The organism is Desulfovibrio inopinatus DSM 10711 (assembly GCF_000429305.1).
Taxonomy (GTDB): Bacteria; Desulfobacterota; Desulfovibrionia; order Desulfovibrionales; family Desulfovibrionaceae; genus Alteridesulfovibrio; species Alteridesulfovibrio inopinatus.
The window spans coordinates 136,085-151,878 of record NZ_AUBP01000011.1 but is presented as its reverse complement, the minus strand read 5'-3'; the positions used below and the strand labels follow the sequence as shown (position 1 = coordinate 151,878).

Below are 15,794 nucleotides of genomic sequence, written 5' to 3'. Positions count from 1 at the left end.
CAATTCAAAGATACTATCCGATATTATGAGGAATGGAAAGTGAGAGGAATGTCCTTTCCGGACACAAGCTGTTGTCCGAAGGGTTCGCTGGAGGAGAAGGTATGAAGACTGAAAAAGATGTAGTTCGTATCGATCTGAATGCCGAGCCTGGGACATTATTGGCAACGTTGTATCGATTTGAGCTGACGCTTCCGATTGCCGTTGTTTTACTCATCGGGCTTGGTTGGTATGTGAGTATCCATTTTGACAAAGCCCTTCGTAATGGCGTTGTGGCTGCATATCAAGAAACCCAACTTGAAATTGTCCGCGCAATGGCCAGGAGCGTAGAAACGGCTATGTCGGAAGGCTTGGCACGCGGAGAGTCCGTTAGCGATCTGGAGCAAACAGTTCTTGCTCGCTATGTTCAACCGGTACATTTGTTGGAACATGGTGATGCGTGGATTTATACGCCGCAGTATGTTGTTTTCGATGCCAGTTCTGATTTTCCGCAAGCCTATCGTGGTAAGTCCATGGCGGAAATTTTCAAAAAACAAGAAAAAAAGGGCGCATTCCATTTCGAAACCATGGTCTCCAAAGTTTCTAAAGGGGAAGAGGGCGTCGGATGGTATGTTTGGTTGCCAGAAAAGGGACCGGAGATCGCGGCATGGACTCCAGTATGGGCTAATGGTCGAACCTGGATCATTGGAATTTCGACACCACTTGATGAAATTATGGTTGCTGCCGGGGCGCACCGACAAAATCAACTTGCAATCGTGATCATGACGATATCGACAATTTCCGGTTTGGGATTGGCGTTTCTCTCGACGCGTAATGTGTTTCGACGACAACGCGCTGAAGAGCAATTACGTCGAGCGAATGCTGAACTGGAGTCACGTGTTGAAGAGCGGACAGCGGAGCTTGGTGCACGCACACGAGCACTTCTGGAGTCACGGATACGTGAAAAAGAAAAGGAAAAGGAAGCCGGAATCGCATTTAATGCCGGTTTGTTTGAATCGGCCAGTTCCTACTTGCATAACGTGGGCAATACGCTGTCCGCTATGGATGGTAAATTTCTTAAAATTAACGGGCTCATTGCATCACTGGAAAAATATGGGACAGCTGTTGAAACGATTCGTACAGCACACCGAGATGCTCTTGAGGGAAAAGCTGATGAGACCGAAAAGTATCTCGATGCCTTACGAACGGTTTTGCTTGATCGAACGTTGCCGCGCCTTCAAGACGGCATGAAAGATATGGAGCAGTTGAAAGACCGGATGATTACGACTATTCGGCATCAGCAAGACATGTTTTCCGATACGCAACGGAGCCAGGCGCGGTACGTCAGCGATATTGATGTTGGGCATATCCTTCGTAATTTGATCGATGATTTTGCATCGACATTGGAGAAACGGGGGATTGTCGTGGATATCGAAATCGAAGACGGTCTTATGATCCGCAATCAAAAACACCAATTTATCCATGGCCTGCATAATATTTTAAAGAATGCCATGGAAGCCATTGATCTTTCGGAACAACGAGAAAATGGCCATATTCAGGTGAAGGCTGTGAAGGCGCCGATTGAGGAAAATAGAGTGGTAATTCGTATTGCTGACAACGGCATGGGGATTCATGCAGATGATTTGCTCAAAGTCGGATCCTCCGGATTTTCGCTTAAACCAGGCGGACATGGACTTGGGCTTCATGCTTTTGGGAATTTTCTCAATGAAAGCAACGGTCGCCTCAAAGTAGTGAGTAATGGGCTTGAGCAAGGTGCTGAATTTACCGTGGAGATTGGCGATGCTGAAGGCAAAATGATCCCCGCTGATGCCTCCCGAGTGTAACATTTCTTTGCGAAAAAACCTGCCTGTCCTCTTCTTCTTTCCCCCTTTGCAAATGGCGCCAGATGATTATAAAGGCCGAGTGCGTCAACAAAACGGAGACTTAATGAATCGTGAAAATGCAATCCATATAGAAGGGGCGCGTCAGCATAACCTTAAAAACCTCGATCTCGATATTCCACGTGAACAACTTGTTGTGGTTTGTGGACCGAGTGGATCGGGGAAGTCGACTCTTGCGTTTGACATCATTTATGCCGAAGGACAGCGTCGATATGTCGAATCGTTGTCTGCGTATGCCCGTCAATTTTTGCCGCAAATGGATAAGCCGCAGGTCGATAAGATTGAAGGATTGTCCCCGGCAATTTCATTGGAACAACAGACAACTTCGCGTAATCCCCGCTCCACTGTTGGAACGGTGACCGAAGTTTATGACTTCTTACGAGTATTCTATGCCCGTTTGGGCGTCGTACGATGCCCCGAGTGCGGGAAACCCATCGAAGCCCAGACGTCGGATCAAATTGTCGACGATATCTTGGCTATGCCCGAAGGCAGTAAACTGCTTGTTATGGCGCCGATGGTGGAGAACAAAAAAGGCACTCACGCAGATCGTTTGGCAAAACTCAAGAAACAAGGATTTGTCCGGGTTCGTATCGCTGGCCAGGTTACGTCGCTTGAAGCCGTGCCGACATTGGAAAAGAACAAGAAACATACGATTGAACTCGTGGTGGACCGGCTTGTCGTGAAGCCTGACATCCGCAAGCGGTTAGCCGACTCCGTTGAACTGGCTCTCTCGCAAGGTGATGGACGGCTACTTGTATCCGATGTGAGTCAAAAAGAAGAACCCCCGAAAGATATATATTTCAGTACCGCCTCAGTATGTCCGTCTTGCCGCGTGAGTATGCCTGCGCCAAGTCCGCAATTGTTTTCATTTAACAGTCCACAAGGCGCGTGTCCGGCATGTAGCGGGATCGGTTCGGTAGAATATTTCGAACCGATTTTACTTGCTCCCAATAAAGGGTTGTCCATTTCGCAAGGTGGCATACTACCATGGAAGAATGAGCGCGTTCTGGAACGCTACGTCTCGACGCTGGAGAAGGTTGGCAAAAAGCATGGTTTTACGCTGAAAACACCGTTGGGAAAATTTTCTGAAGCGGCATGGAATGCGCTTTTTTTCGGTGATGACACATGTGATTGGGAAGGGGTGACGTCCGTTCTTGATCGTGGTCAAGCTATGGGATCAATCTGGCGAGATGAATTGGCGAGATTCCGACAGAGTCGACCATGTCCGGCTTGTAAAGGGGCGCGATTGCGTCCTGAGGCTTTGGCCGTCTATGTTGGAGATAAAAATCTTTTCGAGTTTTGTGCCATGCCTATTGGCCGGACGGTCGATTGGTTGGAAAATTTGTCCTTTACAGGGATGGAAGCGCGTATTGCCGAACCCTTATTGAAAGAATTGACACATCGTCTTGGCTTCCTGGCTGGGGTCGGGCTCGATTACATCAGCTTGGCTCGGAACATGTCCACGCTTTCCGGTGGTGAGGCCCAGCGCATTCGTCTGGCCGGTCAGCTTGGTTCGGGGCTGGTCGGGGTCACCTATGTGTTGGATGAACCAAGCATCGGGTTGCATCCCCGCGACAATGAACGGTTGCTGCAGACGTTGCGGCAATTGCAAGGGCGAGGCAACACGGTCTTGGTTGTCGAACATGATGAAGCCACGATTCAAGCCGCTGACCACGTTGTGGAGCTCGGTCCTGGATCAGGGCGTTTGGGTGGCGAGATTGTGTATCAAGGAGACGTCACGGATTTGCTTCAGCATTCCAATTCGTTGACTGCGCGGTATTTGCGTGGTGACATGGTCATTAGCCGGCCGGAAACGCGTCGTACCGGCAATGGAAAATTGACCGTGCTTGGAGCGCGGACCAACAACTTACAAAATCTTGATTGTGAAATTCCGCTCGGCTGCCTCGTGTGTGTGACTGGTGTTTCAGGGTCCGGAAAAAGTTCGCTTGTCGTTGATACACTCTATAAGCATCTCGCTTTGGCGCGTGGTATCAAAGTGGAAGAACCGGGAGAAATTGACGGGTTTTCCGGCGATGACAAGGTGGAGAAAATCGTTTCCATCGATCAAACGCCTATCGGACGCACGCCACGATCCAACCCGGCGACATACACCAAAGTATTCGACGAAATTCGCAATATTTTTTCCTCTACTGCTGAGGCCAGAAAGCGTGGATACAAACCGGGACGGTTCAGCTTCAATGTCAAAGGTGGCCGATGCGAAGCCTGCCAAGGTGATGGACAAATTCGGGTGGAAATGCACTTTTTGCCCGATGTCTTTGTGACGTGTGAAGTCTGCGGAGGTAAACGCTATAACCGCGAAACTCTCGACGTTACATATAAAGGGAAAAATATTGCCGATGTCCTTGGGCTGACTGTGCGCCAAGCTCGTGAATTTTTTGATAATTATCCGATTTTAGCGAGACGTCTCGGCGTTCTGGAAGAAGTCGGACTGGAATACCTCGGCTTGGGACAACCTGCCACAACGTTATCTGGCGGGGAAGCGCAGCGCATCAAAATATCCCGAGAACTCGGTAAGCGGAGTCTTCCCGGAACGTTGTATATTTTGGATGAACCAACCACTGGTCTGCATATGCACGAAGTGGGGAAACTCATTCAGGTTTTGCATAAACTTGTGGAGAAAGGAGCCAGCGTGGTTGTTATTGAGCATAATACCGATGTCGTGCTTGCGTCGGATTATGTCATCGACCTTGGACCGGGCGGCGGCGAATCCGGCGGCCGTATTGTGTCCCGCGGTACTCCTGAAGATATCATGAACGATCCGGCTTCGGTAACGGGCCGATTTCTTTCGTCTGAACGATAAGGAGAGCATCCTATGGCATCTCGTTGTTTTTTGCGCTCGAAAATTCATAGCGCCAGATTGACCGCCACCCATCGCGATTACATGGGATCGATTTCAATTGATCCAGAGTTGTTGCGTCGAGCCGATATTGCGCCTTTTGAGCAGGTCGATGTGTATAATGTGGATAATGGAGAACGTTTGACCACGTATGCTATTGAGGGCGAACCTGGTGAAGTTTGCCTGAATGGTGCAGCAGCCCTCAAAGGCGAGGCAGGTCAGCGTGTTATTATTGCGACATTTACTTGGTTAGATGAGGACGAGCGCAAGCGTCACGTACCTTCAGTTGTCCTGTGTGGACCGGGAAACGTTCCCATGGCTGGGCAATAAGGCTTTTATTCTCTTGTAATGTGAGTGGGGTACTCCCCCACAAAAAACGATGCTGTGCTTCGGTACGGCATCGTTTTTTTTATGTTTTTGGAAAAATGTAACCTGCTGCGGATGATTGCGACCGAGAGAACACATGAGGATTGACAGGTGAGGCGTGGCTGTTTAGATGTGAATTTATATTCACGTGAATGGAGATTTACATGATCGAAAAGAAAGCAACCGATATTCGACAGGAAGAAATTATTCGCGCCACGTTGGCAGTAGCAGCTGAGCATGGCGTTTCCGGTATTACCGTCAAACGTGTTGCCGAGAAGGTGGGACTTTCTCCCGCGGCGCTGTACCGACACTTTGCGGGGAAGGATGAAGTTCTTTCGGCGGTACAGGATTTTTTGTCAGACCGGATTGGGCCTGCCATCATGGAAGCGTTGTCTGCCAAATCGCCTTTGGCTGGAGTGCGCTCCCTCTTCGAGCGAATTGTTGCGGCTATTAATGAACATCGCATGTTGCCTGTTGTTATGATTTCTCAGGATGTGTGGGGGGAGCATCCACAGAATAGAAAAAAGATGCGTCAGAATTTCGAGATGTTGCACAACGGTCTGACGAAGCTCTTTGAAGCGGCTCGCGTTGCAGGTGAGATTCGTGGAGATATCGATGTGACCAAGCTCCCGTTGTTGTTTGTCGGCCTGTATGTTCCGCCGGCTCTATTATCCATTCGTATGCCTGATCTCGTTGATTTTCAGGAACAGGTTCAGGCGAATTGGGAATTGTTTGAACGCGCCATTGTCTCAGAGACATATCGGAGGCCATAATGCATGTTTCAGCATCGTGGAGACGATTTCTGTTTTTTATCCCTGTAATTGTTGCCATTGCAGTATTCATCGTTTTGTTTTCCCGTCGACAACAGCCCGAAGAGCATTCTTTGGAAGAGCGCTCCATTCCGGTCCGTGTGGTGAGAGCGAATACAGTCGATCTCGTCCCGCGAGCTATTGGGTATGGTTCCATCGAACCGGAGATGACATGGGAAGCCGTGGCCGAGCTTGAAGGACGCATTGTCGGGATACATCCTGAACTCAAGCGAGGTGCTCTTATCTCCAAGGGTGATTTGATTGTACGGATTGATCCGTCCAAACGGATTACGGCTGGCGAACAAAGCCAAGCCGAGGTCAAAAGGTTGCTTGTCGAACTTGATGATATTGAGCAGCGGGAAAAAAATACGAGAGCGAAACTTGCTGTTGAAGAACGTGCTCTGGATATTGCACGTGTAGAGCTGGAACGGCGCCGCAAGCTTGCTGCAAAAAAAGTTATTTCAGCCAGTGAATTGGATTTGGAAGAAAAGACCTGGCTGAGTCAGAAAAACTCAGTGCAAGAGCTACGGAATCAACTTGCATTGTTGCCGACGAATCGAAAGCAAGTTCAGGCAGAACTCACGAAAGCCTATTCTTTGGTGACGGACAAGCAGCTTGATTTAGAAAAAACGGAAATTCGAGCGCCGTTTGACGCTCGCGTTCGGTCGTCTGATGTCGAGCTCGGTCAGGCCGTCAATCCTGGAGAAGTGTTGGCACTCTTAGATTCGATTGGGGTCGCAGAAGTGTTGGCGGAGTTTCCTATCAATATATTTCGAAGGACAATACCCGTTGGAGCAAATCCGCTCTCCAAAGGTTTTGAGAAAGTGGTGATGCGCGTCTTTCAGGATACTCACGCGCTGGTGACTTTTGAGATGGGAGACCGGCACGTTGCCTGGAATGGTCGGGTTGTACGCATCAGTGACGAGATCAATCCTTCCGCAAGGACCCTCGGCGTGTATGTGGCGGTGGAGAATCCATATAAAGGTGCCAAACCGGGAATACGTCCTCCGCTTATTCGTAACATGTTCTGCAAAGTTGAATTGCGTGGTGCACCGCGACCGGGCTCGCTCGTGATTCCGCGCTCAGCGGTTCGTCAGGGAGTCGTGAATGTCGTGACGCCGGAGAATCGTCTTGAGCGGCGTACAGTTACCATAGATTTTACAATGGATGATCTTGTCGTGATTGGTTCGGGTATTGAAGTCGGTGATCAGGTGATCATTTCTGATTTGCCCTATGCCATTGATGGTATGCGTGTTGACCCGGTTTTCGATGAAAGCGCACAGCAACGAATGCTCGATCAAGCTGAAGGCCGGGGAGCCGAAGCACAGGAGGAACCATCATGAAGACGACCATTCGTTGGTTTGCCGGGCATCCAACGGGAGCGAATCTCTTGATGCTCCTCTTCCTGTTTTTGGGAGTACTTGGTACTCCGCAACTCCTCCGCGAAACCTTTCCTGACTATGCAGCAACGGAAGTTCAAGTGCAGGTGCTCTGGCCTGGAGCATCGGCTGAAGATGTAGAAGACGCCATTTGTCGACGCATTGAAGACGCTGTCGAAGCGGTCGTCGGTGTAAAAGAGGTACGCTCCGAAGCACGGGAAGGTGTCGGTATTGTAACCATCGAAATGCGTGATGGCCGCAACTTTGTGACCTTCTTGAATGAAGTCAAAACCGAAGTTGATGCCATTGATGATTTTCCCGAAGATGCAGAACCGCCTGTTGTGCGTGAATTAGGGAAAACCGATATGGTCGTGTCCGTTGCTATTACAGGTCCTATGAGCGAGGTCGACCTCAAAGCATATGCTGAAGAATTCAAAGATCGAATGAAACGCCTGCCAGATATCTCGGAAATTGAGATCCTGGGTTTTTCCGATCATCAAATACGCATTACTCTTCCCGCTTTGAGTCTCAAGCAACACGGATTGTCCATTCAGGATGTCGCTCAGGCCGTTGCCGGACAGAGTGTGGATATGCCTGCCGGTGTCGTGGAAACCGCTGATGAAAATGTCATGTTGCGGTTTACCGAGTTACGCCGAACAGTTCCTGAATATGAAAATCTTGTCGTCGTTTCGTCAGCGAGTGGGGCACAAGTCAGACTAGCAGATATCGGACATGTTGTTGAACGCTTTGAAGACGATGAGGATGCTATTATTTTTAATGGGCATCGCGCCGCGTTATTGCAAATCAACAAAACCGATGAACAGGATGCGTTGCGTATTCTGGACACAGTGAAGACGTTCCTGGAACACGAACGGAAGGTTGCTCCAGCGGGGATGACGTTTACCTTGACGCGTAATGTTTCCAAAATTGTGTCTGATCGTCTTTCCATGCTGATAAAAAACGGTATTCAGGGACTCATTCTTGTCTTTCTCGTCATGTGGCTTTTCTTTTCCTTTCGATTTTCTTTTTGGGTCGCCATGGGATTACCGGTGTCATTTGCCGGTGCGCTTTTTATCATGAGTCAGATCGGCTTTACGCTCAATATGCTCACGATGGTCGGGCTATTGCTGGCTTTAGGACTCATTATGGATGACGCCATTGTTTTGGCTGAGAATATTGCAGCGCATCTTGCCAAGGGGAAAAAAGCTCTTGAAGCGGCAATCGACGGAACCATTGAAGTGGCCCCCGGGGTCTTTGCGTCTTTTGTTACTACCCTGTCTGTTTTTGGGAGTTTGGCGCTTTTTGCAGCCGGCGATATTGGTAAAGTGCTTTGGGTTATGCCGGTGGTGCTTATACTGACATTGTCGGTCAGCTTGGTGGAAGCGTATTGTATTTTGCCGAATCACCTCGCCCATTCACTGCGTGGCCATGAACAAGCCTCGCCAAACCGTTTCCGCCGTACCTTTAATGTCGTATTCGAGCGATGTGTTGATGTTGTCGTAAAACGCGGAGTAACGAGCTGCGTGCGACATCGGTATCTGTTTTTGGGTGTAGTCATAGGAGCGCTTCTCATTTCCATATCACTCCTTGCATCGGGAACCGTGAAAACTTCTGCATTTCCCGATATTGATGGTGATGTGCTTGAAGCCAAGCTTCTCATGCCACAAGGAACACCACTTGAAAGAACAAAATCCGTCGTAGGTCGGTTGGTTGCCGGCCTGCAATCTGTCAATACTGAATTGACACCGCAGCAACCTGACGGACGAAGCCTCGTTGAAAATATCAATATTCGCTACGGGTTCAACAGCGATGCGAAAGAAGATGGGACGTATCTCGCAACAATCACGGCTGATTTACTTTCGGCCGAAGAGCGTACCGTCACAGTTGATGAGGTTCGTACGGCGTGGCGTCATGCTGTTGGTGAATTACCTGATATTACAAGTCTTGTTTTTACGGAGCCTGCTATTGGACCGGCAGGGAGAGCATTCGAAATCCGGTTGATAGGATATGACCTGAACGAACTCGATGCGGCCTCCTTTGAGCTGCAAGATGGTTTGAATCGGTTTAAAGGTGTGCTCGATGTCCAGGACGATCTTCGGCCTGGCATGAAGGAATGGCGCCTCACCATCAAACCGGAAGCACGTTCACTCGGATTTGAAGCCATTGATATTGCTCGGCAAATTCGCACCGCATTTCATGGAATGACTGCTGATGAAATTCAGATTGGGGGCGAATCGTATGAAATCGACGTTCGTCTTGCTCTTTCTGACCGCGATTCCTTGGGAGACATTGATATCTTTACCTTGTCCGGCAAAGACGGAGCACAGATCCCTTTGAGGAGTCTTACCGATATCGAAGAAGGCCGGGGATGGTCGCGCATTTCTCGTATTAATGGCCTGCGGGCAGTTACGGTTATCGGGGATGTGGACACACGTATTGCCAATGCCAATCAGATTATGAAGGAAATCAAAGCACGAGTTCTGCCTGAAATTTTATCCCGACATCCCGGGGTGGAATTTGATCTTGAAGGCCAAGAGGCATCAGGAAACGAAACTGGTCGATCTATGTTGCTCGCTTTGGTCAGTGGCTTGTTTGGAGTCTTCTTGCTCCTGTCGCTGCAGTTCCGCAGTTATCTTGAGCCACTGGCCGTCATGGTGATTATTCCGTTGACATTGATCGGGGTAATCTGGGGACATTTCTTCTTGGGCTATGATCTTTCCATGGTGTCCATTATGGGGTTTGTCTCTTTAACCGGCATTGTCGTCAACGATTCCATCTTGTTGGTGGAGTTTCTTCGTTTCGGTGTGGAAAAAGGGTTGTCCGTAACAGACGCGGCAATTGATGCCAGTCGCCAACGGTTTCGCGCCGTTTTATTGACGTCATTGACGACATTAGCCGGTATGTTTCCGCTCCTTCTCGAAAGAAGCATTCAGGCGCAGGTTCTTATCCCACTCGTCATCAGCATTGTTTTTGGATTGATGACATCGACAGTCCTTGTCTTATTCTTGGTGCCATCGCTCTACGCAATATTCAATGACTTTCACCTGACACGCTCATCGTAAGATCACGACGGAAAGAGGAGGTGCTCAGGGGGCATCGATACAAAGTTCAGGGAGGGGCATAGAGCGGTGGTAAGAACAATCAGGCTTGTGAGGAGTACTGAATAGACAATGCCAGGGAAGAAGTTCTTCCCTGGCATTGATGGATGATAGTCATAGTTTTTGTGGTGATTGCCATCGTTTATTGACGACTATGCTTCGGGGGCGGTCTCGTGAAATACCGTTCGACGAACTCGTCAATAACCACATCGGGCTTTTCAGCATCAATGACCTCTTCACCGAAGTGGCGAACGTATTGGCTATCGGTGGGATACGGCCAAAGATAAATGATACGGTTGAATTTCTCCGAAAGCAGAGGAACGAGTTCGTGGGAGAACGAATCCCGAATGACGACGGCTTTCGGCAGGGTTGGATCCCCCGTTTCCATAGCGATAGGAGGCTGAAAGAAGCGCGGATGGGTGTAATCAACCGGTACTTCCCGAGCTTTTCGGCCAGCTTTGGGGGTGAATGTAATTTTATCTTCGGTATAGTGGTCACCCATTGCCAACATATATCCCAATCCACCGAGTAAACCGGGACGAACATCAATATTATAGTCGTCGAGGGTCGTTGGTTTGAGATTGGGGAACCATTTGGCCAACGCATTGATAATAACGGTATAGCCTGCATGGGCTCCGTAGGTTGTCCAGTGGTTGTCCGTGCGATAATAGGTGAGATGGTCTTTGGTGGCTTTGGCCAGTGCATCTCTGAGATCGACGACTTCGATACCGACATTGCGAAGTGCTGTAATGAGCTGATCTGCTTTCGAGAAGTCATGCACCCGGTTGAGTTCATCCGGAAGTTGGTCCGCATAGACCGTGTGCTTATTCGGTGGCATCACCACCAGGTAGTGAATACCTTTGGCCGCAAGCATATCTCGACGGCGTGTGAATTCTTTGACCCAAAAATCCAGGTCATGTTGGGTGTATGGGGTGACGGTTCGGTAATCGGTGACAACATTAAGCTCGTGATTTTCCTGCGACAGGAAGAGCCAGTTGTTTTTCCCCGCCATGACGGAATCGTATTGCGTGGACGAGTCGAGCGCGAGAATATTGAACATATTCTGCCAGCGTACCAGTACTTCACGAAATGCGAAGTTCTTTTCCAACCACCCGCGACGGAGTTTCGTGAACACGGAAGATAACCATGCCACATCACATCGAAATTCAGGCAATGGTGGTGGTGAACTCTCCATAATCGGTACACTTGGAGCGAGCTTGAACACCGAACCAACGATGGGCGTGCACAGAAACGCAATAAAGATAATCGATGAAAGAAGGGCAATGCCCTTTCGCACAATGTTCGAACGGTGACTTGTCACATTGGCCTCTAAAACTGAAAATAAATGAACGGGTTGTGGGTTCCGCTTGCCAGGGACATAACGCAGAGAACGAAGACCGCAGGCAACAGCAGAATGCTGACAACAGACTCGATGCCGTCGTCAATGGCGATAGATCCGTGTTTATGATGCGTGACGATACGTTCTCTCCAATTCCGGATAAGAGGAACAATGGGCATGGAGCCGATAATTCCGGCAGCAATGACGGCGATGACTTTCGGGTTGAGGTACAGGCCGACATGCCATTCCACCCCGGAACCCTGCGCAAAACCGAACAGAGCGGAAACATATGCCAAGGACATATCGAGCGTTTCCGCACGGAAAAAGACCCACGCAACCATGACAGTCAACAGCGTATAGCAGTGGCCTACAATTGATGGAGCGCGATCCATCATACGGCCGAAAGGTGTCCGTTCGAGAACGAGAAACAGGCCATGAAACAATCCCCAGATGATGAAGTTCCAGCTGGCGCCATGCCACAGACCGCACAGAAAGAAGACCGTGACAAGGTTGAAGTACACACGCCAGGGAGCCACCCGACTGCCACCCATGGGAATATACAGATAGTCCCGGAACCACGTGGATAAGGAAATATGCCACCGGCGCCAGAACTCTCGAATTGATTTCGAGATATACGGATAGTTAAAGTTTTCAAGGAATTTGAAGCCGAACATGTTTGCCAAACCAATAGCCATGTCCGAGTATCCGGAGAAGTCGAAATAAATTTGGATGGTGTAGCAGATAATCCCAAGCCAGGCGACCGGCGTTGTGAGTTGATCTGGTGGAATGGCGAATATTTTATCGGCAGGCAGGGCAACAACGTTGGCAACAAGTACTTTTTTGCCAAGTCCGACGATGAATCGGTTAATACCTTTTGAAAAGCGTTCGATAGAAACGATGCGGTACGTGAGTTGCTCGGCCACGTCTTTGTATCGTACGATCGGACCCGCCACGAGCTGTGGGAACAGCGCGATGTACAATGCCGTATTCGTGAACGATGTCTGTGCCGACGTCTGCTTACGGTAAATATCCAGAATGTACGATACGCAGTGGAAGGTGAAGAAGGACACCCCGATAGGAAGGTGCACATGGCCGATATCGATAGGAGCAATTCCCATCGCATCAAGGCCGAGGTTGAGGTTGTCCACGATAAAATTGGTGTATTTGAACACAATGAGCAAACTGATATTAAAGATAATACACAGTGTGATAGGCAATCGTGATTTGCCTAATGCTCGAGTTCTATCCACCCAAAGAGCGAAAAAGTAGTTGATTACAATCGAGCCGATCATAACCAACACATAACCGCCTTCGCCCCAAGCGTAGAAAAATAAACTGGCAATGATGAGAATGACATTGCGAAGGGTGCCGTATTTGACCAGGGGAAAATAGATGGCCATGACGATCGGCAAAAAGAAAAACAGGAAAGCCGCCGAGCTAAATACCATGCCGAAATTCCGTATGCTGTGGGTTTTGCCCCGGCGCGAGCGCTTTTCAATGGGGCGGGTTTTCAGTAGGGAATCATGATGTGAACCACGTGGGACGGCTGCCCATGCATCCGTAACCCGTAGGAGGGTTCCGTGCATACGCCAACCGGGACGTTTTTACAACTCTTGATGAAGCACTGAGGAAATGACAGACTAAATGCTGGAAATTAATACGGAAAAATTGGACTGCAAAAAAGACGATGTGTCTCGCCTCAAGCGACTTTTGACCGAGCTTGGCTCAGAAAGGGTCTGGAGGCCGGTTTTTATTGAAGGCAAGCAGGTATGCCGAGGACAAGGTTTTGATGAGGATGGCCCTCAGCATGCGTTAAAACACATTGACTTCAACAACAAGACGGTCATCGATTTTGGGTGTAATGTGGGACACTATGCGTTTTGGGCGGCTGGAAAAGGAGCACAAGCCTGCTTTGGTGTCGATGTCGATGCTGATGTCATTGAAGCAGCACGTTTGATGGCATATGTGCTTGGCATGCAACACGTTGACTTTGACGTGATCAACTTTTTGGAAAACCCTTTACCAACCCAATATGATGTTGGATTGCTCGTGGATTTCATCGGGAAAGCCACGATTGCAAAAGGTCGACTTCCAGCCGTTGTGCGTGCTGTGGACCAAGCGGTGACGAAAGAAGCCATTGTCACGGTGAGGCCACGTTATCACCTGCAAGATGATCTTGCGCGCTCTGAAGAAGAGATTGCTGATCTTCAGTTGGCTCCCTTTGTTCATGATGGTTGGTTCGACCTGGTGGCTTGCCTTAAAGCGTGGATGCCGGGGTGGCATTTCGATATGGCCACACAGAGTGATAGGTTGAATAGAAAATTTAAATACAGCCTGTATCTTACACGAATTTGAAGAAGGAATAGAGTTGTATGGATATGATGCAAACCCGGTGTGAAATTCCCGCGCCGGGAAGTCTTCTTGTGTCAATGGACGCTGTCAGTGTTCATCGTGGTGGTCGGGCACTTGTTTCCGGAGTAAATTTTGTGTTGCGTGCGGGGGAGCATTGGGCCGTGACGGGAGAAAACGGCTCAGGAAAAAGTACTTTCTTACGACTCGTGCGCGGTGATCTCTGGCCAGATCAGGGTGCCACCGGCGGGACACGACATTTTTACGTTGATGGACAACCAAGTCACTCACCTGTCGGCATGCGTCATCGCGTCGGTTTGGCCGGAGCGGATTTGCGTGATTATTACCGGCATCGTGAATGGAATATGTCGGTGACCTCTGCCGTCGCATCGGGTCTCAGTGATGCGCCACGCTATTACGGACCATGGAACGCTTCCGTGGAAGAACGTGTGCATCGCGCATTGACCAGAGTCGGCATGGAGGCGTTCGCCCAAACCGGTCTCGAGATTCTTTCTCAGGGAGAACTTGTCAAAGTCCTTTTGGCGAGAGCCCTCGTGACAGACCCGATTGTTCTCATTTTAGATGAGGTGGATGACGGGTTGGATGAGATGTCGAGACGTGATGTATTGCGAGTCGTCGAGATGTTGGCGCAGGGTGGAACGACGATTTTGGCTGTAAGTCATCATCGGGAATCCAGACCTGATTTTTTACACCGAGAGATTCGTTTTGAAATGGGAAAGGTGGCGTTTTGTGGAGACGTGCCGCAAGGCACACATGGCGGCTCGTCTTCTTTGCCCCTTGCTACTGATGTGACTTGTGAAAATCGAGAAGTGCAGCGGACCGATACACCTCTTATTGTACTGCACAAGGTTCAGGTGCATATTGATGAGCAAGTTATTCTCGAAGATATCGACTGGCAGCTTTTTCCTGAGGAAAATTGGGCCATTCTTGGTCGGAATGGAGCCGGTAAATCCACGTTTTTGAAATTGGTGGCTGGAGAAATTCATGCCGAAGCCAATCCGGAAACTGTTGTATCCCGGTTTGGGTACTCGTCGCTCCCACTCTCGATGTTGCGTCGGCAAATAGGGATGGTCTCATATACTATTCAAGCGGGTTTTGATGATGATGATCCTGCGTTGGCCGTAACAGCGACAGGAGTACGTGGTGACTTGGCATTGCATGTCCGTCCGGATGATCACCACTTTGAAGCGGCGGAGTCATTATTGGATCGGTTGGGCTTGATTCGGTTGGCTGGGTGCCGGATGGGGGAATTATCTCAGGGAGAACGGCGCAAAATTATTTTATGTCGCGCTTTGCTCTCAAGTCCTCGTGTTTTATGTCTTGATGAACCGCTTGGAGGGCTTGATACTTTTTCCAAACGGACATTTCTGGACTTGCTTGAAGCTCTTGATCCTCAACAAACAAATCTTGTTTTCATTTCGCATCACCAGCGAGACTTGCCTGCAACCCTTACACATGCAGTATTTTTGGACCAAGGACGTATTGTAAAGCAAGGACGGTTATAACCAATACTCGGCTTGCGTCTTGTTCATTGCAACAGAGAGCATGTTACGCTTTCTTTGCAGACTGTACTTCTTGATGGTCCAGAAAAGGATCTTGCGAAAAAATTCTTCCTGTCGCATAGTCAAATTTGATGATACCGTATTGCGTATTGTCACGAAATATTTTGACTCCATGTTGTATTGTATCTGTAGACATT

Annotated in this window: 10 protein-coding genes; 8 read left to right on the top strand and 2 right to left on the bottom strand. The window is 49.2% G+C overall.

Going from position 1 to position 15,794, the window contains the following annotated elements:
- Positions 1-101 precede the first annotated feature (101 nt).
- From G451_RS0110315 to G451_RS28750, 6 genes are all read left to right on the top strand, one after another.
- Positions 102-1,820: an ATP-binding protein gene (locus G451_RS0110315; protein ID WP_027184190.1), complete on the top strand. Its 1,719-nt coding sequence runs from the start codon at positions 102-104 to the stop codon at positions 1,818-1,820.
- A gap of 103 nt (positions 1,821-1,923) precedes the next feature.
- Positions 1,924-4,698 carry an excinuclease ABC subunit UvrA gene (gene uvrA / locus G451_RS0110310; RefSeq protein ID WP_027184189.1) on the top strand — a complete coding sequence of 925 codons (2,775 nt, stop codon included), beginning with the start codon at positions 1,924-1,926 and terminating at the stop codon, positions 4,696-4,698.
- 12 nt (positions 4,699-4,710) lie between these two features.
- A complete protein-coding gene (locus G451_RS0110305; RefSeq protein ID WP_027184188.1) occupies positions 4,711-5,064 on the top strand; it encodes an aspartate 1-decarboxylase in 354 nt (117 codons plus the stop codon).
- 200 nt (positions 5,065-5,264) lie between these two features.
- Positions 5,265-5,873 carry a TetR/AcrR family transcriptional regulator gene (locus G451_RS32635; RefSeq protein ID WP_051261370.1) on the top strand — a complete coding sequence of 203 codons (609 nt, stop codon included), beginning with the start codon at positions 5,265-5,267 and terminating at the stop codon, positions 5,871-5,873.
- The gene (locus G451_RS0110295) at positions 5,873-7,252 is read left to right on the top strand and encodes an efflux RND transporter periplasmic adaptor subunit (RefSeq protein ID WP_027184187.1); all 1,380 of its coding nucleotides are present in this window, start codon (positions 5,873-5,875) and stop codon (positions 7,250-7,252) included. Before G451_RS32635 ends, G451_RS0110295 begins: the two co-directional genes overlap by 1 nt.
- A complete protein-coding gene (locus G451_RS28750; protein ID WP_034641631.1) occupies positions 7,249-10,350 on the top strand; it encodes an efflux RND transporter permease subunit in 3,102 nt (1,033 codons plus the stop codon). The genes G451_RS0110295 and G451_RS28750 overlap by 4 nt, the downstream gene beginning before the upstream one ends.
- Before the next feature lie 178 nt (positions 10,351-10,528).
- On the opposite strand, the gene G451_RS0110285 is transcribed toward G451_RS28750, so the two are convergent.
- Positions 10,529-11,707: an alginate O-acetyltransferase AlgX-related protein gene (locus tag G451_RS0110285; protein WP_027184186.1), complete on the bottom strand. Its 1,179-nt coding sequence runs from the start codon at positions 11,705-11,707 to the stop codon at positions 10,529-10,531.
- Between the two features lie 8 nt (positions 11,708-11,715).
- Positions 11,716-13,173: an MBOAT family O-acyltransferase gene (locus G451_RS0110280; protein WP_027184185.1), complete on the bottom strand. Its 1,458-nt coding sequence runs from the start codon at positions 13,171-13,173 to the stop codon at positions 11,716-11,718.
- Positions 13,174-13,369: 196 nt separating this feature from the next.
- Between G451_RS0110280 and G451_RS0110275 the strand changes: the two genes are divergently transcribed.
- Both G451_RS0110275 and G451_RS0110270 read left to right on the top strand, forming a co-directional pair.
- Complete coding sequence (locus tag G451_RS0110275; RefSeq protein WP_027184184.1) at positions 13,370-14,080, top strand: class I SAM-dependent methyltransferase; 711 nt, start codon at positions 13,370-13,372, stop codon at positions 14,078-14,080.
- Between the two features lie 17 nt (positions 14,081-14,097).
- Positions 14,098-15,600, top strand: coding sequence for an ATP-binding cassette domain-containing protein (locus G451_RS0110270; protein ID WP_027184183.1), 1,503 nt, complete (start codon positions 14,098-14,100; stop codon positions 15,598-15,600).
- Positions 15,601-15,794 lie beyond the last annotated feature (194 nt).

What these genes read in the sequence shown, in the direction of transcription:
- G451_RS0110295 (WP_027184187.1), top strand. Translation starts at nt 5,873, where the DNA reads ATGCATGTTTCAGCATCGTGGAGACGATTTCTGTTTTTTATCCCTGTA.
- G451_RS0110275 (WP_027184184.1), top strand. Translation starts at nt 13,370, where the DNA reads ATGCTGGAAATTAATACGGAAAAATTGGACTGCAAAAAAGACGATGTG.
- uvrA (WP_027184189.1), top strand. Translation starts at nt 1,924, where the DNA reads ATGAATCGTGAAAATGCAATCCATATAGAAGGGGCGCGTCAGCATAAC.
- G451_RS0110270 (WP_027184183.1), top strand. Translation starts at nt 14,098, where the DNA reads ATGGATATGATGCAAACCCGGTGTGAAATTCCCGCGCCGGGAAGTCTT.
- G451_RS28750 (WP_034641631.1), top strand. Translation starts at nt 7,249, where the DNA reads ATGAAGACGACCATTCGTTGGTTTGCCGGGCATCCAACGGGAGCGAAT.
- G451_RS0110305 (WP_027184188.1), top strand. Translation starts at nt 4,711, where the DNA reads ATGGCATCTCGTTGTTTTTTGCGCTCGAAAATTCATAGCGCCAGATTG.
- G451_RS32635 (WP_051261370.1), top strand. Translation starts at nt 5,265, where the DNA reads ATGATCGAAAAGAAAGCAACCGATATTCGACAGGAAGAAATTATTCGC.
- G451_RS0110280 (WP_027184185.1), bottom strand. Translation starts at nt 13,173, where the DNA reads ATGGTATTTAGCTCGGCGGCTTTCCTGTTTTTCTTTTTGCCGATCGTC.
- G451_RS0110315 (WP_027184190.1), top strand. Translation starts at nt 102, where the DNA reads ATGAAGACTGAAAAAGATGTAGTTCGTATCGATCTGAATGCCGAGCCT.